The sequence below is a fragment of the Microvirga sp. GN3 genome (genome assembly GCF_055792825.1).
Genome location: NZ_JBVVAK010000024.1, coordinates 18566 through 40702, shown reverse-complemented (window position 1 = coordinate 40702; position 22137 = coordinate 18566). Strand labels below are relative to the sequence as shown.

Annotated in this window: 23 protein-coding genes; 6 read left to right on the top strand and 17 right to left on the bottom strand. The window is 61.9% G+C overall.

Annotation, left to right across the window (positions count from 1 at the left end):
* Positions 1-21 precede the first annotated feature (21 nt).
* Both ACS5Q1_RS13970 and ACS5Q1_RS13965 read left to right on the top strand, forming a co-directional pair.
* On the top strand, positions 22-456 hold the full coding sequence (locus ACS5Q1_RS13970; RefSeq protein ID WP_473098763.1) for a rhodanese-like domain-containing protein: 435 nt from the start codon (positions 22-24) through the stop codon (positions 454-456).
* Positions 457-644: 188 nt separating this feature from the next.
* Complete coding sequence (locus tag ACS5Q1_RS13965; protein ID WP_473098762.1) at positions 645-1613, top strand: DUF6456 domain-containing protein; 969 nt, start codon at positions 645-647, stop codon at positions 1611-1613.
* Here ACS5Q1_RS13965 and ACS5Q1_RS13960 read toward each other — a convergent pair.
* Positions 1610-2065, bottom strand: coding sequence for a SufE family protein (locus ACS5Q1_RS13960; RefSeq protein WP_473098761.1), 456 nt, complete (start codon positions 2063-2065; stop codon positions 1610-1612). The two genes, ACS5Q1_RS13965 and ACS5Q1_RS13960, sit on opposite strands and share 4 nt — an antisense overlap.
* A 41-nt stretch (positions 2066-2106) precedes the next feature.
* A complete protein-coding gene (locus ACS5Q1_RS13955; protein ID WP_473098760.1) occupies positions 2107-2430 on the bottom strand; it encodes a hypothetical protein in 324 nt (107 codons plus the stop codon).
* A gap of 354 nt (positions 2431-2784) precedes the next feature.
* On the opposite strand from ACS5Q1_RS13955, the gene ACS5Q1_RS13950 reads away from it, so the two are divergent.
* Both ACS5Q1_RS13950 and ACS5Q1_RS13945 read left to right on the top strand, forming a co-directional pair.
* Positions 2785-3636, top strand: coding sequence for a peptidoglycan-binding domain-containing protein (locus ACS5Q1_RS13950; RefSeq protein WP_473098759.1), 852 nt, complete (start codon positions 2785-2787; stop codon positions 3634-3636).
* Positions 3636-3977, top strand: coding sequence for a DUF1491 family protein (locus ACS5Q1_RS13945; RefSeq protein WP_473098758.1), 342 nt, complete (start codon positions 3636-3638; stop codon positions 3975-3977). The genes ACS5Q1_RS13950 and ACS5Q1_RS13945 overlap by 1 nt, the downstream gene beginning before the upstream one ends.
* Here ACS5Q1_RS13945 and ACS5Q1_RS13940 read toward each other — a convergent pair.
* The 9 genes from ACS5Q1_RS13940 to ACS5Q1_RS13900 form a co-directional block, all read right to left on the bottom strand.
* A complete protein-coding gene (locus tag ACS5Q1_RS13940) occupies positions 3974-5020 on the bottom strand; it encodes an aldo/keto reductase (protein WP_473098757.1) in 1047 nt (348 codons plus the stop codon). The genes ACS5Q1_RS13945 and ACS5Q1_RS13940 overlap by 4 nt on opposite strands.
* Positions 5021-5023: 3 nt before the next feature.
* Positions 5024-6244 (bottom strand): multidrug effflux MFS transporter, encoded by a 1221-nt coding sequence (locus tag ACS5Q1_RS13935; RefSeq protein WP_473098756.1) that lies wholly within the window; start codon positions 6242-6244, stop codon positions 5024-5026.
* Between the two features lie 48 nt (positions 6245-6292).
* A complete protein-coding gene (locus ACS5Q1_RS13930; protein WP_473098755.1) occupies positions 6293-6868 on the bottom strand; it encodes a TetR/AcrR family transcriptional regulator in 576 nt (191 codons plus the stop codon).
* A gap of 278 nt (positions 6869-7146) precedes the next feature.
* On the bottom strand, positions 7147-7731 hold the full coding sequence (locus tag ACS5Q1_RS13925) for a carboxymuconolactone decarboxylase family protein (protein ID WP_473098754.1): 585 nt from the start codon (positions 7729-7731) through the stop codon (positions 7147-7149).
* Between the two features lie 113 nt (positions 7732-7844).
* On the bottom strand, positions 7845-8858 hold the full coding sequence (locus tag ACS5Q1_RS13920) for a hypothetical protein (RefSeq protein WP_473098753.1): 1014 nt from the start codon (positions 8856-8858) through the stop codon (positions 7845-7847).
* Positions 8859-9344: 486 nt separating this feature from the next.
* Entirely contained in the window at positions 9345-9854 is a 510-nt protein-coding gene (locus ACS5Q1_RS13915; protein ID WP_473098752.1) for a GNAT family N-acetyltransferase, read from the bottom strand.
* 5 nt (positions 9855-9859) lie between these two features.
* The gene (locus ACS5Q1_RS13910) at positions 9860-10423 is read right to left on the bottom strand and encodes a DUF1254 domain-containing protein (RefSeq protein ID WP_473098751.1); all 564 of its coding nucleotides are present in this window, start codon (positions 10421-10423) and stop codon (positions 9860-9862) included.
* Positions 10420-11070, bottom strand: a complete 651-nt coding sequence (locus ACS5Q1_RS13905; RefSeq protein ID WP_473098750.1) for a DUF1214 domain-containing protein — start codon at positions 11068-11070, stop codon at positions 10420-10422. Before ACS5Q1_RS13905 ends, ACS5Q1_RS13910 begins: the two co-directional genes overlap by 4 nt.
* 21 nt (positions 11071-11091) lie before the next feature.
* On the bottom strand, positions 11092-13275 hold the full coding sequence (locus tag ACS5Q1_RS13900; RefSeq protein WP_473098801.1) for a transglycosylase domain-containing protein: 2184 nt from the start codon (positions 13273-13275) through the stop codon (positions 11092-11094).
* Positions 13276-13516: 241 nt separating this feature from the next.
* On the opposite strand from ACS5Q1_RS13900, the gene ACS5Q1_RS13895 reads away from it, so the two are divergent.
* On the top strand, positions 13517-14026 hold the full coding sequence (locus ACS5Q1_RS13895) for a YcgN family cysteine cluster protein (RefSeq protein ID WP_473098749.1): 510 nt from the start codon (positions 13517-13519) through the stop codon (positions 14024-14026).
* A gap of 404 nt (positions 14027-14430) precedes the next feature.
* Positions 14431-15822 (top strand): M10 family metallopeptidase, encoded by a 1392-nt coding sequence (locus ACS5Q1_RS13890; RefSeq protein ID WP_473098748.1) that lies wholly within the window; start codon positions 14431-14433, stop codon positions 15820-15822.
* Positions 15823-16123: 301 nt separating this feature from the next.
* Here the strand turns inward: ACS5Q1_RS13890 and ACS5Q1_RS13885 are convergent, their stop codons facing one another.
* The 6 genes from ACS5Q1_RS13885 to ACS5Q1_RS13860 form a co-directional block, all read right to left on the bottom strand.
* Entirely contained in the window at positions 16124-16471 is a 348-nt protein-coding gene (locus ACS5Q1_RS13885) for a hypothetical protein (protein ID WP_203440439.1), read from the bottom strand.
* Between the two features lie 282 nt (positions 16472-16753).
* Entirely contained in the window at positions 16754-17836 is a 1083-nt protein-coding gene (locus ACS5Q1_RS13880; RefSeq protein WP_473098800.1) for an AI-2E family transporter, read from the bottom strand.
* Positions 17837-18226: 390 nt separating this feature from the next.
* On the bottom strand, positions 18227-18541 hold the full coding sequence (locus ACS5Q1_RS13875) for a glycine zipper domain-containing protein (RefSeq protein ID WP_473098747.1): 315 nt from the start codon (positions 18539-18541) through the stop codon (positions 18227-18229).
* 85 nt (positions 18542-18626) lie between these two features.
* The gene (locus ACS5Q1_RS13870; protein ID WP_473098746.1) at positions 18627-19217 is read right to left on the bottom strand and encodes a DUF2939 domain-containing protein; all 591 of its coding nucleotides are present in this window, start codon (positions 19215-19217) and stop codon (positions 18627-18629) included.
* Positions 19218-19382: 165 nt separating this feature from the next.
* Complete coding sequence (locus tag ACS5Q1_RS13865) at positions 19383-20471, bottom strand: TRAP transporter substrate-binding protein (protein ID WP_203440435.1); 1089 nt, start codon at positions 20469-20471, stop codon at positions 19383-19385.
* Positions 20472-20609: 138 nt separating this feature from the next.
* Positions 20610-22106 carry a sensor histidine kinase gene (locus ACS5Q1_RS13860; protein WP_473098745.1) on the bottom strand — a complete coding sequence of 499 codons (1497 nt, stop codon included), beginning with the start codon at positions 22104-22106 and terminating at the stop codon, positions 20610-20612.
* Positions 22107-22137: the final 31 nt, after the last annotated feature.

Genomic DNA, 22137 nt, shown 5'->3' with positions numbered 1-22137 from the left:
CTTTTTCACAAGGAGGTTGCCATGCCAACGAGTACCGTCGCCGCCATTCCTGCTGCCGCGCCGTCCAGGGCCGCTGAGCATTTCGCAAGTCGCCTATCGTTCGAGACGGATTGCGCCGACGTGCACCAATCCCTTTCGGGCGGACCCGTCGATTTCGTGCTCCTCGATGTGCGCGGTCCCAACGCCTATGCGCGCAGCCATGTGCCCGGTGCGCTCACTCTCCCGCATCGGGAGATGACGGCGGAGCGCATGGCCACTTGGCCCGAGAGCACGCTGTTGGTGGTCTATTGCGCTGGGCCGCACTGCAACGGCGCGGATCGCGCTGCCTTGAGGCTGTCGCAGCTCGGCCGCCCGGTCAAACTCATGCTCGGCGGCATGACGGGTTGGGCTGACGAAGGCTTTCCCTTTGTGCAGGGCTCCGAGCCTGGATCACTGGCAGTCTCGTCCGCCGCCTGATTCAAGCTCGGTCCTCCGCCTGAAAAGGCGGAGGACCTTTACGGCCTTTGTGGGGAGCGGTCGCCTGCCGGCCGACTTATCCTCGCTCTTATCAACAGTTTTGAATCTTCGTTGACAACTAGGAATATGCCCCCACTATCGAGACTGGAAGGGGTAACCCTTCCTTAGTTTATTTATAGGAACAAAACATGAACATTGACGACGGCGATGCGGTTCATCAAAGTATTGCCGCACCAAGGATTTCAGCTCCGAACGAGACCCATTCGAAGAGGCGGGGGCGGAACGAAAGCGGCAAACCGGGAGCGACGGCCGGACGTGTGACGGGCGATTCCCTGCCCAGGGAGGCGCGAAGGCTCTTGTCGGCGCTCGCGCAGCCGGAGACCTGGGTCATCGTCGATCCGACGGACCCGGCAAGCGTGCTTGTCCACAGGCGCCGGTCGGGAATCTCCGTGGGGGCAGGGCGCTTTGCCTATGCCGCGGCGGAGGCCCTCGTGCGCCAGGATCTCGGCCATTGGGAGAAGGCCGCCTCCGGGCGGAAAACCCTGCTGCTGACGAAGGCAGGCGGAGCGCGTCTGCGCCGTGCGTCGGCGCCTGATGCCGGCATGGCGTTCTTTCACCAGCATCGCGAGACGAATCTCGCGACTGTCGAGACGGAGGTGGGAGCGACGCGGGTGCGCGTGGACACGGACGAGAGCCCGCTCGACTGGTTGCGCCGTCGTAGGGGGCGTGATGGCGAGCCGATGATCGACGAGGCGTCCTATCAGGCAGGCGAGCGTCTGCGGACCGATATCACGCTCGCCGGGTTGATGCCGGGCGTGACGGCCCGTTGGGACGGCATGCCGAAAAGCGGTGGACCCGTCTCGCCGGGCGAGGCGACCGACCGCATGGTCGCCGCCCGCCAGCGCCTGCGCAACGCCTTCGATGCCATCGGCGGCGACTTCAGCGACCTGCTCCTCGATCTCTGCGGCTTTTTAAAAGGCCTGGAGCAGATCGAACGTGAGCGGCAATGGCCGCCGCGTTCAGCCAAAATCGTGGTGAGACTTGCCCTGGCGCGGTTGGCCGAGCATTACGGCATCGAGGCTTCAGCCCGCGGCCCGGCCGCATCGCGCGGCATCCGTGCCTGGCAGGCGGTGGTGATCGAGGGCGGGCGGGTTTAAGAGGTCGCCACGGCCAACTGCGCATCGCGGCGGATGCGTTCGACCATGGATCTGACGCCGTTCGAGCGTTGCGGCGTCAGATGCTCCGACAGGCCGAGTTCCTTGAACAGGGCCAGGGCATCGGTGGAAAGGGCTTCGGAGGGCGTCTTGCCGTTGTAGAGCGAGATCAGGAGGGCGACGAGGCCGCGGACGATGTGGGCGTCGCTGTCGCCGCGCAGATGCAGTACGGGTTCACCATTCGAGGAATCGAGATCGGTCTGGAGCCAAACCTGGCTGGCGCAGCCCTGGACCTTGTTGACGTCGTTATAGGCCTCGTCCGGCAACGGCTCCATGAGCCGGCCGAGCTCGATGACGTAGCGATACCGCTCCTCCCACTCGTCGAGCAGTTCGAAGTTGGAAACGATTTCGTCGATTGTCGGCAGCATGGCAAACCTGTGTTGTCTGCCCGTCATATAATCATCGCCGCGCCGTTTGGCGATGGAAGGCGCCGAATCTAGGTGCGAGGCTTGGACGCAGTAGGCTCGCGGTCTTCGGGCCGCAAGGTGTCCGTAGACCTGGTAGTGCCGGCAACGGGAAAGCCCGAGGTGGTGAGGATCTTGTCGACCACGGCCTGCTTGGCGCTGTCGGGAAGGGCCTTCCACACGGTTTCGAGATGGCCGGGCTTGTCTCCTGCGGGAGCGGGGTCGGCAACGGCCGGTTCGCTCTTCTTCGGGGTGAAGAAAGCCTCGATCGCAGCCATACCCTCGCCCTGCTGGCGCACCGGCGAGTAGTAGAAGATGGCGCCGACGATAAGGACGAAGCGGAGGATCGAAAACATGAGGCGGCCGGTTGCCTGAAACGAGGAATGATGCAGCACCATAACGTAGGCAGGCAGTGCCGCGTAGGAGGGGAGCGAGGAATCTGGAAACAGGATGAACAAAACATTGCCAGGACCATTGCGCCGCAAACTATTGAAAAATATAGGCAATTTATCGTATTTGCTTGCCCTTCCTCCTTGTGCGCGTCTCTTCCGGGCTTCTCTCCGCCGCGAGGTCCAGAGCAATTAGGTTTCGCTTAAACCCGCTCTGTCAGGCTTTGCCGTGAGAAAGACAAGAAACGGTGCCTTGCCGTCTTGTCTTGCAGGACGCGCGGACCAAAACGACATCATTCTTCGAAGACGGAAACGACTCCCTTGCGTGAAGCTTTTGTCGATCATCCCGATGACGATCTCGACCTGCCCGCCGTCGTCCGCCGGAAGGCTCCGGCGCGGCCGGCGCAGAAGCGCGCCGCCAAGCTGCCGCGCAGGCCGGGCATCGGCGAGAGGGCGGCCGCCTTCGTCTGCAGCCATCCGCGCCAGATCCTCGCCGCCCTGTTCCTGACCGGATGCGGCGGCGCGATCGCCTGGAACGCGCTGGCGCTGCAAAGCAGCCACCATCCGGCGCCGCTCTTCAACACGCGAGAGATCGTGTTAGCACCGGAGCCAGCGCCCGAGGTCGAGGGCGACACGTTTCAGCCGTTGCCGCCCATGCGTCCGGGAGCGCAATCCGCGGAGGGATTGGCGTCTGCGCCAGCTGCTCACGAATCCGCCGCGCATCCCGTTCCGGAGGCGGCGCCGGCCGCTACTGTCGTTACGCCCAAGGCGCCTGCGCGCAGCCCCATCGCGGAGATGATCCGCAATGGGGGGCAGCCTGCTCCTGCAGCGACACCGCCAGCCCGCGCCCCGCAGGCGCCCCCCGCTGCGCCAGCGCCTGCACCAGTGCGAAGTGCTGCGCGCGACCCCATCGCCGACATGATCCGCATGGGCGGCCCCGTGCCGACGCCGCCCGCCAATGTGGGCCGTTCCGACCCTGGCGATATCGTCCTCGCAGGCCAGCGTGCACTTGCACGGCTGGGCTACAGCGTGAAGGTGGATGGTTTGATGGGCTCCGGCACGCGACAGGCCATCGAGCGCTTCGAGCAGGACCGTCGCTTGCCCGTCACGGGCGAGTTGAATGCGCGGACAGCCCGTGAGCTTTCCGCTGCATCCGGTATCGCGGTTCAGTAGTGTCCCGCCTCCGCTCGGATTTCTGGGTGTCTGCCTATCTGCGCCGCTGCTCGGTGGAGGGAGTCGATGCGGCTTTGCGCAAGCGTGGCGCCGCCGAAGCCGGTGCCGTTTTCGTCAAAGTGGACCAGCTCGACGGCACGGCAAGCCTCTATGGTCCTGCGCCTCAGCTCTTCCTCGACGAGAGCGGCGAGCGTCTCTTCTCGCCGATCCTGAAAGCTGTGATGCCGCTCGATGTGGAAGAGCGCATGGCGCGCGAGCTCCGCTTCGATCCGGATCTCTGGCTCGTAGAGGTCGACGACAGGACAGGGCGTCACTTCCTCGACCTCGCCGTGGAAGATTAAGCGACAGGAACCGTAGGACGGTCGAGCAGGTCGAACTTGCCGCCGGTGCTGCGCTGCTGTGTTCCCGGTTCATGGATCATCGAGTAGGGGAAGACCGGCGGGAGGCTGCTGACATCGTCGAGCCGTGTGATCTGCTCAGGAGACAGCTTGACCTTCGCTGCCGCGAGATTGCTTTCGAGTTGCGCCGTCGTGCGCGGTCCGATGATGGGGAGCGAGCCCTTGGCGGCGACCCACGCGATGGCGATCTCGCCTGGCGTGACGCCGAGTTCTTCAGCGACCGTAATCACCGTGTCGAGCACCGCACTGCGCTGTGCAGAGTTCTCTGCTTGGAACACCTTGCCGCCGAGGCCTTGCGCGCGGCCGGATTCTCCCTGCCGATACTTGCCGGTCAGCATGCCGCCGCCGAGGGGAGACCAGGCGACGATGCCGAGGCCGAGGGCCTGACCGGCGGGGATGAGTTCCTGCTCGGTCGTACGCTCGACAAGGCTGTGCTCGACCTGCAGCCCGGCGATGGGAACGCTGCCGCGCAATTCCGCGATGGTGGCGGCGCGCGCTACGCGCCAGGCGGGGAAATCAGAGAGGCCCGCATAGAGAATCTTACCCGCCCGCACGAGATCGTCGAAGCCACGCACGATCTCCTCGATCGGTGTGACACCGTCCGAGTAATGCACCCAGTAAAGATCGATGTGATCGGTTCTCAGACGCTTGAGGCTCGCCTCCACCGAGGACACCATCGCCTTGCGGCTGTTGCCGGTGACGAGGATGCCGTCCTTCGGATTGGCGCGCTGCGTGAATTTCGTCGCCACGACGAAATCATCGCGCCGTCCTTGCAGCAGATCGCCCAGGATCTCCTCAGACTGCCCGAACTGATAGCTGTCCGCCGTATCGATGAAATTGCCGCCAGCCTCCGCATAGGCGTTGAAGATGCGGCGGGCCTCACCCGGCTCGGTGCCATGACCCCAGCGCGTGCCGAAATTGCCGGTGCCGAGAACGAGTTCTGAAACACGAAGACCCGTATGCTGACCGAAGAGCTTATAGCGCATGGTTTAAGCCTTTCCACGCTTAGGGAGGAACACGATGAGGGCAAGGGCTGAGCCGCCGGTGAGGATGATGCTCAGTGCGCCGACTGGCGACAGCGGAAGAGCCGTGGTGAGGGCAGTGCCGGTGGCCGCGCAGGCCATTTGCAGGAAGCCAAGAAGTGCGGAGGCCAAACCGGCCTGCCGTCCGAACGGGTGCAGCGTGATCGCCGTCCCGAGCGGATTGACCAGCCCCATGCCGAGGAGGAAGACCGCGATCGCCGCTGCGAAGCCGAAGAAGGTCGGCGCTCCGCTCATGACAAGCAGAAAGCTGCCGCCGAGCACCGCCAGAACGATGCCGATGATGGCAATGGAGCGCGCTCCCCATCTGTGCGCAAGCCGCGGCGCCAGCAACCCACCGGCGAACACGACGAAGACCGTTGTGGCGAAGAACAGACCGAGCTGCAGCGCGGAGAGGCCGAGGTTCAGCATAAGAATGGCAGGTGCCGCGGCAAAGAATGCATAGAGTCCGCCGATGATGAGGCTGACGGCAAGCGCCGGCAGAATAAATCGGACGTCTGCGAGAAGCTGGCCATAGGCACGCAGCGTGGCGGAGAGCGAGGTTGCCGAGCGGCGATCAGCCGGGTGCGTCTCGCCTGCCCCAAGCGCATAATAAGCCGCGAGGAAGGCTCCGAGAGCACCGACCACGATGAAGGCCGCACGCCAGCCGAACTGCGCATCGAGTGCACTGCCGATGAGAGGGGAAAAGCCCGGTGCGGCTGCCATCGCCACCATGGTCAGTGACAGCGCCTTCGCAAGGGCTTCGCCATCGAAGAGGTCGCGCGCGATGGCACGGGAGAGAACGGATGCCGCGCAGACACCGAGCGCCTGAACGATGCGTCCGACAATCAGCATCGGGAAGCTTTCAGCTCCGCCACAGATCGCGCTGCCGATTATGAAGATCGTCAGACCTCCGAGCACGAACCATCGCCGCCCGTAGCGGTCGGACAACGGGCCGACGAACAGCTGTCCGATGGCGAAGGCGATGAAGAAGCTCGAGAGCGTCAGGCCGAGATCGCGCGCTGGAACGTTCAGCGCTGCGCTGATCGATGGAAAGGAAGGAAGAATGATGTTGGTGGAGAGCGCGCCAATGGCGGCCAATCCTGCTAGCAGGACCAGACGTCCGGCCGTCAATTTGCGCTCTGCCGCGGGCTCCGCCACGCTGGTCGATAATGTCTCGATGATGGACACAAGTATTCTCCTGCAGGATGTGCGGGGACGGATCGTCCGCTGAGCCGCCTATTCCGATTTGGCCGCGATTTCGTCGGCAGCGGCCGACAGGATCTTCTGCGAGAGCGCTTCATCCCCGACTGCACGTGACAGGACGAGGGCTCCGACCAAGGTTGACAGAGCCACGATCGACTTCTTGCGCCGGGTTTCGCCGGACGATGCAGGCACGATACTGTCGAGAAGCTCTAGATATCCCTCGATGCCCTCCCTAAAGGCGGACTGAAGCTCGGGAGAGGATCGCGGAGCGTCTCCGCCAAGGGCCGCAAGCGCGCAACCTTCGCCGCGCCGGTCCCGATGAGTATCCGTCAGGTAGAGGCGGGCGAGAGCGCCAAGCTTGTCGTTCGGTGTCTCGGCTAGGACTTCGGCCCATCTGTCCTTGCTTCTGGACAGGGCGCGGCGGCTCGCCTGGACCTTCAGGTCATCCTTCGACTTGAACTGCCCGTAGAACCCGCCGTGGGTGAGGCCGGATTCCTTCATCAGATCGGTAATGCCAATACCGTCGAAGCCCCGCTCCCTGAAGAGGCGGCTGGCGACATCGATGACATGATCACGGTTCTTATCCGCCTGCTCCCGGCTGACGCGCATCGGTCCTCTCCGTCAAGGAAGGTCGGGATGCGTATATATGATGATCATAATTTAAATGCAAGAATAAATGTTTATCATCATTTAAGTTCGCGCTGAGGGATTGAGAGCCGAAGCGGCTTGCAAGCTTGGCTCAAGCCGGGGATCGCCTGTCTGGAGGATGGGCGGCTTTGCTCCCTCCCTCTGCCTGGCGCATCGTTGAGCGCGGAAAAACCGGGACCACTTTTCACTGGCGTGGCCCTTCGGGTCGCTGACGCGGCCCTCTGGGTCCGCACGATGCGCTAGACGGGGCGGCCGACCGTCATGGTGCTTCGAAATTCCACATCGTCGTCGATGAAGGCGGCCTCGGTGCCCGCGCCCGTCGCGTCGAAGAAGCGGCTGACGAAGCAGCGGAAGGCGGCGCAGAGGGCGATGTCGCAGATCTGTTGATCGGAAAACCCGACCGAACGCAGGCGGTCGATATCGGCTTGGGCGATCCGCGATGCGTCCTGCGCGATTGTCTCTGCATAGGCCAGCATCTCAACATCCTTGTCCGACAGGCCGGCTTTCCGAAAATCCCGCTGGACGGCGAGCACAGCCTCCTTCGAGCCGAGATCCTCGATGAGCTGCTTGCTGTAGACGTGGGAGCAATAAGTCGAGGGAATGTGCTTTGCTGCGATCAGCGTGATCAGACGCCATTCCCGCAGGCCGAGCGAGAAGCTGGCGCGGACTTTGTCGGAGAAATCGGTATAGATCGGCAGCAGATCGGGCCGGGCCGTGAAGCACTTGGCGGCTTCCATGACGAAACCGAGTTGCGCTTTTTGCCTCTCGTAAATTTCGGCCACCCGACCGGTTGCTTGCTCTTCCTTGATCGTCTGCAGGAACATCCGGCCCTCCAGGCAAACTGCGAAGATGCCGAATTTAGCAGAAATCCTGTTGAGCCGGCATCCGCCCTGCCGATGGCTCTTAAGGTGAGGGCGCCCAGCGATTGGGCTACAATCTATGCGAGGGCTTCACCTGAGAGAGTCTTCACGCCCAGAATGGTCTCGACGAGAGCAAGGGCGACCGGGCTTGGGACATCTCGCATTTCCCGCGCCAATTCCTTGATGACGGAAAGTGGGTACGACAGCGCAGGATGCAGGGTCAGAAAGATCTTGAGCGCATCCTTCTGCGTCACGCCCAGAGCTTTCAGGGCCAGAGCGAGAAGGCGATGGCGTCCGATTTCGAGAATGCGCCATTCCACCGATGGTGGGAAACCGAAGAGAGTAGTCAGGATAGCTTCCAACCGACGGTCATCGCCTTTGAGACCTGCAGCTCGGAGGTCTGTAAGATCCTGCTCGGTCAGATTGAAGGACAGACTCACACGCCGGCTTGCGAGGGATGTTGCGACACGGTCTCCGATCGCTTCGCGGCGCTCGACATTGGCTGCGAGATAAAGAGAGGCCTGACCGGCGGTCGGAAGATCGGCGCGTTCGAGAAGAATGCGTGCGAGGGCTGGGCGCCGGCGTGCCCGCCATAGCAGATCCGCGAAAAGTGCGGTGTCGGGAGCAAAGGCTGGATTGGCCGCAAGCGCATCTTCGACTGCGCTCTCCCTCAGCGCCAGCAGCTTCTGAATCGTCGTCGCATCGAGATCCGGCTGTGATGCGAGGCGCAGCCGCCCGTCGGGTATCGCAAGCTGTCTGGTATCCGGCAGAGGCCGCTGTGTCGGGTGGTCGAGTACGAGGTCGCGCACATCGGATGAATGCCGCACCAGGTAATCGAGAATGGAAGCCGGCGTGTCCGGACAGGGAGCCAGGATGCGGGCGAGGTCGAGCAGAGTCGCAGGGTGGGTGTTCGGCAGGAAGCCCAGAACGAGAGCCTCGAAGGTTTCGATGCTCTCACGGTCGCGCGCCGGGGCGGCGACGAACATTTCAGCATTCACTTTCAGGAGAGCTGCGCGCGCATCGGGACCGCCGTCCGATGATCCGAAACCCGACAGGTCCAACCAGAGGTCCGGACTTACAGAGGACGCCATATTCGAACTCGCTTCAACGCAACCGGACGAAGGCTAGGGGCCGCTCCTTAGCGCATCTTTAACGAGCGTGAACGCCTTGGATTTTAAGCGCTCCGCCGGGGAACAGAAGCGCGACAGCGATTGTTGTTTTCATGCCAGGGTAAGTAATTTTCTCCAGTGCAGAGCCCGGCGGAAACGAACTGTTAACCATACGTCTCCTTTTGTGAGACAGTCGTCGAGGCAGTCCGCGGCACGATAGAGGAGGGCACAATGCGAGACATCTGGACCAGATCACCGGGAGTGGTGATCGCATTCCCGGATAGCACGGAGCGGCCACAGCGCCCGCTCTTGTCCGCAGATGAACCCAGGGGCGAGATCCTGCTCTTCACCGGCGTTCGCTATGAGAGGCCTTCTCCCAATCCAGGTCCTTCCCGTCCACTGGCCTCCAACAGTCCTGGACGTCGACGCTCGTAATTCAATAGTGATTTTCATGACGATGAGACGCTGTTAGGCGTCACGTATCGGGCTTGCCAGATCGTGCATCATGAGCACGGCATCCGGCCCGTAGCCCGCGAGCTTCGCCTCCAGGCCCGGTATGGCCAGCACGCGAAAGCCGACCTTCTCCCAGAATGCCTGAGATCTGTTGACGGCGACGAGCGACAGATTGCTGAAACCCGCCTCGCGCGCATGCGCGATCAGCATGTCCGCGATCCGGGCCGCAGCCCCTTTTCCCCGTGCTGCCGGCAGCAGGGCAACGTCATGGATGTAATAGGTCGTGGCGTCGTCAGGGAGTTGCCCTAACGGCTCGTTCAGAGGCGGCGGCTCTCCCAGGCACCAGGGATGGGTGAGCGCATAGCCGATCGTCTGCCCGTCCCCGACCAGCAGGAAGCAGCCCGGCGGATAGAGGTGCTGCCGTTCGGCCAGAACCTCAAAGTCTTCCGGGTGATTGACATGGATCGTATCCGCGAGACCCTGCACCTGAGGCAGATCTTCGGGCGTCATGGAGCGCCAGTGCATGGTCGTTATGCGTCCTGCTCGGCCGTGCAGGACACGGCCCTTGCGGCCTCTTCCGCCTGTGGCCGGAGGCTCGGTGTGGGAGCAGCCACGCGCACGATGACGAAGCCCTGCTGTTCGGGCGCGACGATCCTGACATCGCGGGAGGGATCGTTCTCGTCCTCCGCCGCGCGGGCCTCATCGAGCTGACGGGCGGTCATGGCGACGATCTCGAGTTCGCCGCGCACCGCTGCGCGGTCCGTGACAGCAAAGAACACGCCGCCCGACTCCTTGTGGAACGAAAAGGACAACGGGAGTGGTCCCGTCCGGGCCGCGATGCGCATGGGGCCGTTGCGGAGATCGAAGGCGCAAGCCGCCACAGCGATAGCCGGATCGGGACTCGACAGCCAGGTGTCCTCCCCGCCGGGTGCGCTGATGATCTGCGCCTTGTCGGCGGTCAGCGTGGTCTGGACCTTGGCGAAGGCATCCTGCTCGGCAAGGTAAGGGCTCGCGAGGATCGCCACGATATGAACGCCCGCTGCGATCACAAGGCCGCAGAGGGTGGCGATCAGAAAACGACCGAAGCCTCTCATGTTCCACACTCCACGCGCTGGATGAGGGGAAAGTCGCTCTCTTCAAGGTTTGCTCCGGCAGCGCCTGGAGGATCGTAAAGACGCAGCACCAAGGTAAAGGGTCCGGATGCCGGGAGCTGGAGCCAGTTGCCCGGCTGCAGATTGCGCGACAGGGCAATGGTGAAACGATCCTGCGAATCCCGGAGCACTTCCGCCGAGGTGAAGCTCCGACGTCCAAGGTCGGTGGCGGGCAAGTGACCGTCGCGGTCGTACAGTGTCAGCGTCCAAAGGCGCGCGATAGGTGCGACCGCGCCGATGTTGTACGTGCAGGCGGAGTCGAGCGGCCGGCCTTCGCTGTCCGTCCTCGCCGTGAAGCCCAGTCCTTCGCCGGTAGCCAGCGGAACGTCGCTGCGCCGGGCGATGATCGCGCGCATGTAAGGATCGGCCTCGGGCGAGCCGAGCTTCGGCCAGGCCTGCCACGGGCCGAGACGAAGGCTGCCGAAAGGCGGATTCCCGTTCATGATCCAATAGGCCGAGCTCAGGCCCAGTCCCAGCGCCAGCAGCAGCGCGTAGACGATGAGAAAGGCGGTTGGGACACGTCTGACAGTCACGGGCGATAACAGGGTCGATGGCGCGCGCATGGAAGCGGCCGCAGGGGCGTTCGTCAAGTGAGCCTCTGTCTGCATTCGTTAGGGCATTGCAACCTGGCGGCGGCCATCCACTGCAGCCGAGTTGCGCAGTGTTTCTAAAACCTTGCCCATCGTCACGGAGCGTTCGACCGACTGGAACAGGGTCCCGATCCCGCCAAGGACCTCATAGGACTTGCGGGAGAGGGTGCCCGCCAGGAAGGCTTGCGTAGGCGCCTGAGCCTGATCCGTCGTCGGGCCCTTTGCGGAGGCCACGCGGGAGGCATTGGCAGGGCTCGCTCCCGGAATCGGGCGGATCTCCAGGTTCTGGTGAGCGAGGTTCATCACCTCATGCCATGTCATGGCGGGGAGCGTGCCACCGGTCATGTCGTCCATGGGTGAGGAATCGTCGTTGCCGTACCAGACACTGGCGACGAGATTGCCGGTATAGCCCACGAACCAGGCGTCCTTGTAGCCGTTGGTGGTGCCGGTCTTGCCCGCGACCGGAATGCCTTCGAGAGCCGCGCGCTTGCCCGTGCCTTCCTCGACCACCTTGTTGAGCATGAAGTTCATGTCCTGCACCACGCGGGTGTCGAGCACCTGCTTGGGCGGCGTGTCCCGGTCATGGCGATAGATGACGTCGCCGGCGGAATTGCGGACCTCCCAGGCGGCATAAGGATCGGCTCGCTTGCCGCCATTGGCGAAGACCGCATAGGACGCCGCCATGTCGATGGGGGTGACCTCGGCGGCACCGATGGGGAGCGAGCTCGAATCCGCGAGCGGGTGGGTGAGGCCCATGCGCTTGGCCGTATCCACGATCACGGCACGGCCTGCCTTGGCGTTGCCCTTGCCGATCTCGACGGACATCTGGACCGGAATGGAGTTGATCGAGCGGGCAAGGGCCGACACCAGTGGCATTGAGCCAGAGAAGGAACGGCCGTAGTTCTGCGGGCACCAATTGCCGAGGCAGATCGGCCGGTCGACGACGGTGGAGTTAGGCCGCAGCTTCGGATTGGTGGTCAAGGCTGCCGCATAGACGAAGGGCTTGAAGGAGGAGCCCGGCTGGCGCAGACCGGCCGTCGCACGGTTGAACTGGCTCTGTCCGTAATCGCGTCCTCCGACGATGGTGCGCACGGCGCCGTCCACGTCCATGACCACGATCGCACCTTGGCCTGCCTTGTACTGGCGGCCGTGCTGGCGGAGCATGTTCTCGAGGGTCTGTTCCGTGTGCCGCTGCAGCGCGGTGTCGAGCGGGGTCTTCACGATGAGCACCCGTTCGCTGCCGAACTTCTTCTGGGAGGCGAGACCCTTCACCTGTTCGAAGGCCCAGTCGAGGTAGAAATCGGGGGTCGTCTCGCGCTCGCGGTTGACCGGTGTTGCCGGATTGCGTCGGGCCGTTTGGATCTGCCCCTCGGTGAGGAAGCCGGCCTCGACCATGTTGCGCAGCACCTCGTTCGCCCGGGCGCGGGCCGCTGGCAGGTTCACATGCGGGGCGTATTTCGTCGGCGCCTTGAACAGGCCGGCCAGCATGGCCGATTCCGCCAGGGTCAGGTCCTTGGCCGGCTTGCCGAAATAATAATCGGCCGCCGCCACCACGCCGTGGGCGCCGCCGCCCATATAGGCGCGGTCGAGATAGAGCTTGAGGATCTCGTCCTTGGTCAGATGGAACTCGAGCCAGACCGCCAGGAAGGCTTCCTTGATCTTGCGCTCCAGGGAGCGCTCATTGGTCAGGAATAGGTTCTTGGCGAGCTGTTGAGTGATGGAGGAGCCGCCCTGCACCACGCCACCGCCTTGGGCGTTGACCATGAGGGCGCGGAAAGTGCCGATCGGATCGATGCCCCAATGATCATAGAAGCGCCGGTCTTCCGTCGCCAGCGCGGCCTTGATCATATAATCGGGGAAATCCTCAAGCTTGTAGGAATCGTCGAGGTGCAGACCGCGCCGCCCGACCTCCTGACCGTAGCGGTCGAGAAAGGTGATGGCGAGGTCTTGGGTCTTGAGCCAGTCATCCTCCGTCTCTCGGAAGGCGGGGAGGGCAAGGGCCAGCATCACGACGCCACCGACGGTGCCCAGGGTCGTCGCCTCGCTGGTCAGATCGAGAAGTCCACGAACGGGGCCGCGAAACCGTAAGGCTTTCAGCTTTTCCGAATACCATCCTCCAGCGCTGGCGAGGCCGCGCCGGCTCTGGAACAGCGCCGAATTGAGCCAGGCATCGAACCAAAGCGCGCCGCGCTTGATCCGCGTCATCAGAGGGATGGGGGGCTGCTGGCTCACGGCGGTCCTCGGGCAGGTCTGGGGCCTGACATGCCTTGCTTATGATCGTTGAATTCCCTTGCGGCAACGCCGAAGCGTGGCGATGACGATATATATAACTCAGAACCTTGTTTGTAGGTTCACGGAGATTTACCTCTTCGGAAGTATTAGGCTGCCCAATGTGCGGTTTAGCACCTTCCCTCAAACCGCCTCAAAGAGACGTCAAAGCGCCCACATGCCAAATGCCGCACCTGTCATCCGCCCCGAGCCGGAGGGGCAACCCTTCTGGCGCGTGAAGTCGCTCGAAGCCATGAGCCTCGACGAATGGGAGAGCCTGTGCGACGGCTGCGGGCGCTGCTGCCTCGTCAAGCTGGAGGACGAGGATACGGCCGAGGTGATGTACACGGATGTGGGCTGCACTCTCCTCGACGACCAGACCTGCCGCTGTCGCGATTACCCGAACCGCCAATCGAAGGTGGCCGATTGCGTGCGCCTGACTCCCGATGCCGTGCGCAGCCTCTCCTGGCTGCCCCATACCTGCGCCTACCGTCTCCTGGCCGAGGGGCACGATCTCTATTGGTGGCACCCGCTTGTCTCGGGCGATCCGGAGACGGTCCATGCAGCCGGAATTTCCGTCCGGGATCGGGTGGCTGGACCGGAGGAGGACTTTACGGTCGCCGAGCTCCTGGAGCGCATCACCGACTGGCCGATGGAAGACACGGCGTCTGAGGACGCGCGAACGTAACTCAGGCAATTGAGCATGAGCCTTGCTCGCCGGCGATCGTGGCCGGATGAGTCAAGCCTTGTCCGCGGCGCTTACGCAGTTCGCCCGCACGACAGGCTGGGGCCCTGACCGAGTGAAGCGCCTGTCGAGCAAAGAGCGTCTCAACGGTGTCGGGGAGCAAATTAAAGGGCAAAGCGTCGCAGATTTGACCATCCCGATCATCTGACGCGGCCTCCTCTCTCCTAGGAGAGAACGCGGCGAACGCCCGTGCAACCCAAGCGTGGCTGGGGAAAAAGCGAATAGCAAAGCTGAAAAATACCTCTTTTGGGGTAATTGCCAGCCTCACGTTCAAAGGCAAACCTTGTTGGTCCTGCAGCAGTTCTGATCCCGTATTCTTCAGAATAATTTCCGAACAGGATGGTTTTATGCCTGCTATTGCTACTTATGGCCTGACTGGAAATGCGTATATCGATGGGGTTCTTGGCGGATATAAATGGGCAACTAACAGCGTAACCTACAGCTTTCCTACGAGCGGATCATATTACGGAAATTCATACGGCACAGCGGAGAATATTACGAATTTCGGGAGCCTTAGTGCAGCTCAGCAGACGACCGCCCGCAATGCTTTGAAGACATATGCGTCGGTCGCGAATCTGACCTTTACGGAAGTCGGTGAAACCTCGACGCAGCACGCCGATCTGCGCTTGGCCATGTCGGACAAGACCGGATCAGCCTGGGCGTATCTCCCCAACACCGCCGCTGAAGGCGGAGATGTCTGGTTCAACAGCTCCAATGGCTATTTCACCAACCCCGTGAAGGGCAATTACGCTTATCAGGTCTTCCTGCACGAGATCGGGCACGCGCTTGGGCTTGAGCATGCTCATGAAGGCAACGCCATGCCGCAGGACCGGGACTCGCTGGAGTATACGGTCATGAGCTATCGCTCCTATGTCGGAGGCTCGACGACCGCGGGCTACACGAACGAAACCTGGGGCTATGCGCAGTCGCTGATGATGTACGATATCGCGGCCGTGCAGCACATGTATGGCGCGAACTACACGACGAATAGCGGCAACTCGACTTATTCATGGAACGCGGCAACCGGCGCAATGGCCATCAACGGCGTCAGCCAAGGCACACCGGGTGGCAACAAGGTCTTTCTGACCATCTGGGACGGCGGCGGGAACGATACTTACGACCTCTCCAATTATTCGACCAATCTCAAGGTCGATCTCCGTCCCGGAGAATGGAGCAAGACGTCCACCACTCAGCTTGCGAAACTGCATTGGGACGGCTCAAAGGTTGCTGTCGGTAACATCGCCAATGCCTTGCTCTATCAGGGCGATGCGCGCTCGCTCATCGAGAACGCGGTGGGTGGGTCCGGCAACGATTCATTGACCGGCAACGATGGCATCAACCTGCTCAAAGGAGGTGCCGGTTCGGACAAATTGTACGGGCTCGGAGGAGGCGATTCCCTGGATGGCAATATTGGGGCCGATACGCTCTCCGGAGGCGCCGGGGTGGACATCTTCGATTTCAACTCCGTCAAGGATTCTCTTTCGAGCGCGCGCGATACGATTCAGGACTTCGTGCGGGGCGTGGATCGCATCGATCTGCGCACCATTGATGCCAGTACCGCAGCCGGCGGAGATCAGGCTTTCTCGTTCATCGGCAACAAGGCCTTTACGGGTCAGGCCGGGCAGCTGAACTTCACAGGCAGCGTGCTCTCCGGAGATGTGAACGGCGATAGGACTGCGGATTTTCGCATCAACATCCCAGGCATCTCCACGCTGGCGACCACTGACTTCTATCTTTGATAGGAGCTCTTGGGGACGCGTCGATGAGTGATTGGATCGATTTCGACCAGTGGCAAAACTGCGCACGGATGGCGCGGCCCGGCTACGTGTTCGAGGTCCGGAACGGCGAGGGACGGAGTCTGCTGACCACATGCACCGTTCCTCTCCAGCTGCCACCCGATTGGAAATCGCCTCCGGTGCATTTCCGTCTGGTTGAGGCACCGAAGCCGCGCCACTCGAATCCCGTCCCAAAACCGCAGGTCTGACGACGGTTGCTCACGATGCCGATCGTGAGCGGATCAAATGGATTCGCCTCACGTCGCTATTGGGCGGGCTTCCGGCGGCGCGACACCGCCGTCGGCGTCGTTCCCTGGGCGATCTGCAGGCAGGTGAGCATGTCGACATAACTCGGCGTCCCGCCGATCTGCGCCTCCTGTCCGCAGATATCGCGCTGACCCGCTGCTGCACTGCTCCAGATTTCGCGAAGCTGACGTTCCGCGGCCGTCTCGTCCCTCATGCAGCTTTCATACGGGTTCGTGTCCTCGGCAGTGAGGGGCTGAGCCGCCTTGCAGGTCGCCTCAACATTGAACCGAGGAGGCTCTTGGGCCGTGGCGGGAAAGCTCGCAAGGCTTCCGAACAGCACCATCAAACCAAGCGTGTACGCCTTCATGGCAGCCTCCCTGTTTTTCCTGTCGATCCCGTACGACCACAATTTCGATCGCCAATCCCCGAATACAAAAGCGCTCAAGGCCTGAATGATTTGACCGGCAATACAGCGCGCATGGCCTCAGTGCGCCGCGCAGGAGCTTAATCATAGTGTAAGGCACGCGCCCTCGCCCTCAAGTGCGCATGTTGTTGGGATTTCGGGTTGGTTTGCGACAGGCTTAAATCCGCTTAAGTCTTTAGGGCTGTTGAGCGGAATGGAAGACTTCCTCCCGGGCTAACACCACCGTTATGAGCCGACCTCGCGGTGATCGTCATTGCCGGGCTCGCCCGGGACGTCCGTTTGCTCCCCCAGAGTCTCCCGAACGTACAGCTTTTTCACCAGCACATAGGTGACGACGGCGAGGGGGAAGCCGAAGATCAGTCCGAGGGCCCCGAATAGGACGCTGCCGATCAGGATTGCGAACAGCGCCAGGGCGGGAGGAATGCTGATCACCCGTCTCGCGATCAGAGGGAAGATGACATTCCCTTCGAGCTGCTGGATGGCGATGACCGCGAGTACGGTCCAGAGTGCCGTCTCTCCGCTCATGCTGAAGGCGATCATGACGGCGGGAAGGGCTCCCAAGATCGGGCCGAGGAAGGGGATGAAGTCCGCAAGTCCCGCAATGAGGCCGAGGGCAATAGCCGAAGGCAGGCCGATCAGCCGGAAGGCAATGGCCGATAGCACCGCAACGCAAGCCATGGCGATCAATTGCGACGTCAGCCACAACCTCAAGGCCTGGCCGGAGGCCTGCAGCGAACTTTCGACCTGTGGATGGTGGCGTATGGGGAACAGCTTGACGAACCCTTCCCGATAGAGGTCCGGTGCCGCGGCAATGTAGATGCCTGCGATTACCACCAGGGCGAAGTCCGCAAGCCCATCGAGAATAGCACCCCCGATGCCTGCGAGACGGGCTGCCATTCCACCGGCCGGTGCGTTGTTCACGATCTCTGAAAGGTCGTCACTCACCGCGCCGAGTCCAAGCTGCTTGGCGAAATTGTCGACGGCGAAGGGAAGTTGTTCGACCACGTTGGAGAATTGGGAACGAACCTGGGCTCCGAAGAGCGTGATGATGGCGAGGAACACCATGAAGATGAGGAGGGTTGCGACCGCCAGGCTCCAACGCTCGGGCACCCATAGAAACCGCACGAGCGCATCTGACGCGGCGCGCAGGAGAATGGCGACCAGCACAGCCCCGAAAGCCAGGAGAAGCACGTCCGACAGCTTCCAAATCAGGAAGGCGAGTAATCCCAGACCGAGCACGATGAGCGTTTTGCGGACGAATTCAGCATCCTCCATGAAACTTCGCGCGGGACGACTCTGATCCTTCATCGTTGACACCTCACCTTCCTCGTTCTGACAATCGAGGGGGCGAGGCTCGGTTCCCTTCGCGAGCGCGATCGATGTAAACCGCAGTTATTTCAGGCTACATCGTCATGGATTGACTTTCTCTCTGTTTGCGTCGTGTCGTAATTCGTCGGAACGTATTTTAATGTTTCTGGTTGTTGTGCCATGGAGGGAAATCGAATGACCTCACAAGTCATCTGTTTTATTCTTGGCACCGTGTTTCCTCTTGCCTTGGTTGGGTGGTTATTCGTCCACTGAGGCGGTTTGGAGTACTCTGTTCTGCGTTCGAGGATGTGCCGGGATTGTTGCGTACCGAGTATCGAAAAGCCCGCCTGATTGAACAGGCGGGCTTTTCGATACTCGGTAGTTCAGAATTTATCGCACGACATCCGTGCAGGCCTGATTGCCGTAAGCATCGATAGTGCAGGTTCTTTGCCGGATCGAACCTGTTGCTTCCGGACCGGGGATGACCACAACTTCCGGGGTCGTCTGTATCTTTGCATTCTGCTCGGCAAGTCCGCCCGCGATGCCGCCGACGCCTGCGCCAACCACCGCACCGACAGGCCCGCCGATGATGGCACCTGTCACTGCGCCGGTTGCGACACCAGCAGCAGTTCCCTCCTGCGCTGCGGCAAGTTTAGGGGCAATCAAAAGGCTTGCCGTGGCGATACCTAAAGCAAATTTACGCATACTTGATCCTTAATCAGATGATATTCTGATTGGAAACGTTCTTGTTATGCTTCAGGTTCCGGTAGTAAGCTCGCCGATAATGGTTTTACTTTGCTGCGGCCGCTGCGCGCTTGATCAATTCTTCCTTGATTGGCTCGGGAAGCTCGATCCCGGTTACCCGCCAAGTGGTGCCTCTCAGGCGCAGAGTAATCTTGAATTGCTTGTCTTTGGGTTCATCCGCTGGGAGCGGGATGGTAATGGCGCGAAAGCCCTGCGTCTCCGACATGATGAAGGTCCGCCAGGCTTTTCCGAGCGATGAAGCATCGAAACGGATCGGAGAGAGAGCGCCGTTGCCGTTCTGGGCTCCGGCCATCTGCTGCAACTGCCCGTCCTCGAGAAGGTCGATGACGGCCTGCGGCGTAATGAGTTCTTCCAGGACCGGGTTGAGCGTCGCAGTTCCGGCCTGTGCGGCGGTCTGCCGGTCGAGCCCATCGAGATCCTGCGTCTTCAGGTATTCGCCTAGGATCTGCCGGGCGAGGGAGACGTGAAGAGCGTTGAAATTTACCCGCTCGGTGATCCGGTCCATGTCCCGCGCCTCGACAGCCTTGGATAGATCGTAGAGCGCGACGAAGGGCGAGACCATGAAGATGGCCCAGGCCAGAAAGAGCAGAAAACTGATCCGCAGAGTCCAGCGCATCGTCTGTCGAATGCCCCTTGATACTCACAGGATGAGCGCCCTGCTCGAAGAGAGTGGTGGCAGGACGTCCGTCAGGAAGAATCTTATGTGGGTATGCCGAGATCAACAAAAAAAAAAGGGCGACCGGACGGTCGCCCTTCTTCAGGTTTATGGCATTAAGAAAGATCAGCCGCGGGCGCGGGCGCGGATCATGAAGGTGTCGTAGGCGTATTCGGCCACTTGGAACCAGAGATATTCTTCATTCCGGAAGCCGCGAACGCTTTCGTAGACCTTTTTGAAGTCGGCATTCTTGGCGGAAACTTCGTCATAGACCTCGTTAGCTGCTTTGTAAGCCGCTTCGAGGATTTCCTGCGAGTAAGGACGCAGCTGCGTGCCGGCGCCGAGCAGGCGACGCAGGGCCGCCGGGTTGCGGGCGTCGTACTTCGCCAGCATGTCGTTGTTGGCGTAGCCGGAAGCAGCGGTCAGGATCGCCTGATACGCCTTCGGGAGCTCTTTCCATTTTGCCTGATTGACGAACAGATGGATCGCGGGGCCACCTTCCCAGAAGCCCGGATAGTAGTAGTAAGGCGCGACCTTCGAGAAGCCGAGCTTCTCGTCATCGTAGGGGCCGACCCACTCGGCAGCATCAATGGTGCCGCGCTCAAGAGCCGGGTAGATGTCGCCGCCGGGGATCTGCTGCGGCACGGCGCCGAGCTTCTGCATCACCATGCCGGCGAGGCCCGCGATGCGCATCTTGAGACCCTGCAGGTCCTGGACGGTTTTGATCTCCTTGCGGAACCAGCCGCCCATCTGCACGCCCGTATTGCCCGCAGGCATGCCGTAGAGATTGTGCTTGGCGTAGAACTCGTTCAGCAGGTCGTTACCGCCGCCGTGATACATCCAGGCGTTCATCTGGCGGGCGTTGAGGCCGAAGGGCAGGGCGGTGCCGATGGCGAAGGTCGGATCCTTGCCGAAATAGTAATAGGAGCAGGTGTGGCCGAGCTCGATGGTGCCGTTGCCGACCGCATCGGCCACCTGGGGCGTGCCGACGATTTCACCGGCCGCGAAAGGCTGGATCTGGAATTTGCCGTCAGTCGCCTCGGAGACGAATTTCGCGATCACTTCGGCCGCGCCGTAGATGGTGTCGAGCGACTTGGGGAAGCCCGATTGCATGCGCCACTTGATCTCCGGCATTGACTGAGCGATGGCCGGAGCGGCAACCGCTGTCGAGGCCGCGCCGACCGTTGCGGCTTGCAAAAACTGACGACGTTTCATAGTAATATTTTCCTCTCTGGATCGTGACCTTCGTCACTTGCGCGCTATTGACACTAAATACGGTTCCATTCGCAAGATATCTGGCGCCCCTATCGACTAATGATCTATGCGCCTTTTGAAAACGCTCCCCAGCCCTGCTCAAGAAAGAGGCACGTCGATGGCACAGACGACGCCCTCGGGTTCGTAAATCAGCCGCACGTCGCCATTCAGCTCCCGCGCCAAACCTTCCTGAATCAGCCGCGATCCGAAACCCTTGCGCGAAGGCGCAAGGACAGGTGGGCCACCACGCTCCTCCCACCGCATGACGAGGCGCGAGCCCGTTGTCGTTTTGAGCGTCGACCAGGAGATGTGAACCCGCCCGTCGGGAACGCCCAGGGCCCCGTACTTGACGGCATTCGTGCAAAGCTCGTGCAGGGCCATCGACAGACTCAGAGCCATGGGGGGCGATACGCGGAGATCCGATCCGTCGATCCAGATCCTGCTGCATTCCTCGGACAGGTCGCGGTACGGTGCGAAGGCCTGGCTGACGATTTCGCCGAGACTTGCGCCCTCCCAATTCTCCCGGGTCAGAATATCGTGGCCGCGGGCGAGGGCGAACAGGCGGGCCTCGAAGGTGGCATAGGCGGAGGGAAGGTCCTGGACGTTTCGGGTCCTGAGGCTGCGGAAGCTCTGGGACGCCAGGGACTGGACGGTCGCAAGCGTGTTCTTGACCCTGTGATTCAGCTCGTTGAGCAGCAGCCGCAGATGCTCCTCGGCCCGCTTGTGCTCGGTAATGTCGATCTGGATGCCGTCCCAGACGATGCTGCCGTTCTCCAGCGTCCGCGGGGTCACGATGATGCGATGCCACCGGGCTTCGCCCGTTCTCCCGTGCCACATCTCGAATTCGGATTCGAATTCCTTGAGGTTGCGATGTCCCTCCAATTCCCGTGCCAGCATCTTGGAGCGATGGTCCGGCAGGACGAGATTGTAGAGAAGGCCGGGATTGGCCTGCACCTCGGCGGCGGGAATACCGGTGAGCCGCTCGCAGGTCATGGACACGTAGAGAACCTTGCGGTCCTGGAAATCCGAGGAATGGCTCGTCTGGTAGAACATGCAGGCGGGCACGTTGTTCGCGAGCGCACTCAGGCGCGCCTCGCTGGCGCGCAGCTCTTCCTCCGCCCGACGGCGCTTTGTCCAGTCGCGGAAGCTGACGCCGATGCCCCCGTTATAGGGAAAGACGTGGAATTCCAGATACCGGCCCTGGCGTCCTACGGCTTCCGACTCGAAGGAGAGGGGCCGGCCTGAGGCGAAGACCTCTTCGTAGCGGCGCCGCAGGTCGGTCCCTTCGGATTCCGGGAACACGTCCCAGATCATGCTGCGCAGCATGGCGTGGCGGGGAATGCCGAAATAGCCCTCGGCCGCCCGGTTGATATAGCTGAAGCGCCACTCGGCATCGAGGGAATAGAAAGCATCCCCGATCCCCTCCAGCAGCACCGCGAGTTGCGCATTGACCTTCGTCTCGACCGTGTGGGCAAGGGCCTGCCGCAGGGCGCTGTCCAGCGCCCCCCTGGGGCTATCGGAGACCGAGGCGACGAGGTCGCCCGTGAGTTGCTCCAGATCGACGGATGCGGCCAAAGCGGGGCTGGGCATGCTCATGATATGAAACATAATCACGAATCTGACCCAT

Coding starts and splice junctions, on each gene's coding strand:
- ACS5Q1_RS13880 (WP_473098800.1), bottom strand. CDS start 17,836: ATGAAGGATCAGAGTCGTCCCGCGCGAAGTTTCATGGAGGATGCTGAA.
- ACS5Q1_RS13965 (WP_473098762.1), top strand. CDS start 645: ATGAACATTGACGACGGCGATGCGGTTCATCAAAGTATTGCCGCACCA.
- ACS5Q1_RS13895 (WP_473098749.1), top strand. CDS start 13,517: ATGCCAAATGCCGCACCTGTCATCCGCCCCGAGCCGGAGGGGCAACCC.
- ACS5Q1_RS13910 (WP_473098751.1), bottom strand. CDS start 10,423: ATGAGAGGCTTCGGTCGTTTTCTGATCGCCACCCTCTGCGGCCTTGTG.
- ACS5Q1_RS13920 (WP_473098753.1), bottom strand. CDS start 8,858: ATGGCGTCCTCTGTAAGTCCGGACCTCTGGTTGGACCTGTCGGGTTTC.
- ACS5Q1_RS13960 (WP_473098761.1), bottom strand. CDS start 2,065: ATGACGGGCAGACAACACAGGTTTGCCATGCTGCCGACAATCGACGAA.
- ACS5Q1_RS13940 (WP_473098757.1), bottom strand. CDS start 5,020: ATGCGCTATAAGCTCTTCGGTCAGCATACGGGTCTTCGTGTTTCAGAA.
- ACS5Q1_RS13875 (WP_473098747.1), bottom strand. CDS start 18,541: ATGCGTAAATTTGCTTTAGGTATCGCCACGGCAAGCCTTTTGATTGCC.
- ACS5Q1_RS13915 (WP_473098752.1), bottom strand. CDS start 9,854: ATGCACTGGCGCTCCATGACGCCCGAAGATCTGCCTCAGGTGCAGGGT.
- ACS5Q1_RS13900 (WP_473098801.1), bottom strand. CDS start 13,275: ATGACGCGGATCAAGCGCGGCGCGCTTTGGTTCGATGCCTGGCTCAAT.
- ACS5Q1_RS13955 (WP_473098760.1), bottom strand. CDS start 2,430: ATGTTTTCGATCCTCCGCTTCGTCCTTATCGTCGGCGCCATCTTCTAC.
- ACS5Q1_RS13865 (WP_203440435.1), bottom strand. CDS start 20,471: ATGAAACGTCGTCAGTTTTTGCAAGCCGCAACGGTCGGCGCGGCCTCG.
- ACS5Q1_RS13870 (WP_473098746.1), bottom strand. CDS start 19,217: ATGCGCTGGACTCTGCGGATCAGTTTTCTGCTCTTTCTGGCCTGGGCC.
- ACS5Q1_RS13930 (WP_473098755.1), bottom strand. CDS start 6,868: ATGCGCGTCAGCCGGGAGCAGGCGGATAAGAACCGTGATCATGTCATC.
- ACS5Q1_RS13970 (WP_473098763.1), top strand. CDS start 22: ATGCCAACGAGTACCGTCGCCGCCATTCCTGCTGCCGCGCCGTCCAGG.
- ACS5Q1_RS13890 (WP_473098748.1), top strand. CDS start 14,431: ATGCCTGCTATTGCTACTTATGGCCTGACTGGAAATGCGTATATCGAT.
- ACS5Q1_RS13885 (WP_203440439.1), bottom strand. CDS start 16,471: ATGAAGGCGTACACGCTTGGTTTGATGGTGCTGTTCGGAAGCCTTGCG.
- ACS5Q1_RS13860 (WP_473098745.1), bottom strand. CDS start 22,106: ATGAGCATGCCCAGCCCCGCTTTGGCCGCATCCGTCGATCTGGAGCAA.
- ACS5Q1_RS13925 (WP_473098754.1), bottom strand. CDS start 7,731: ATGTTCCTGCAGACGATCAAGGAAGAGCAAGCAACCGGTCGGGTGGCC.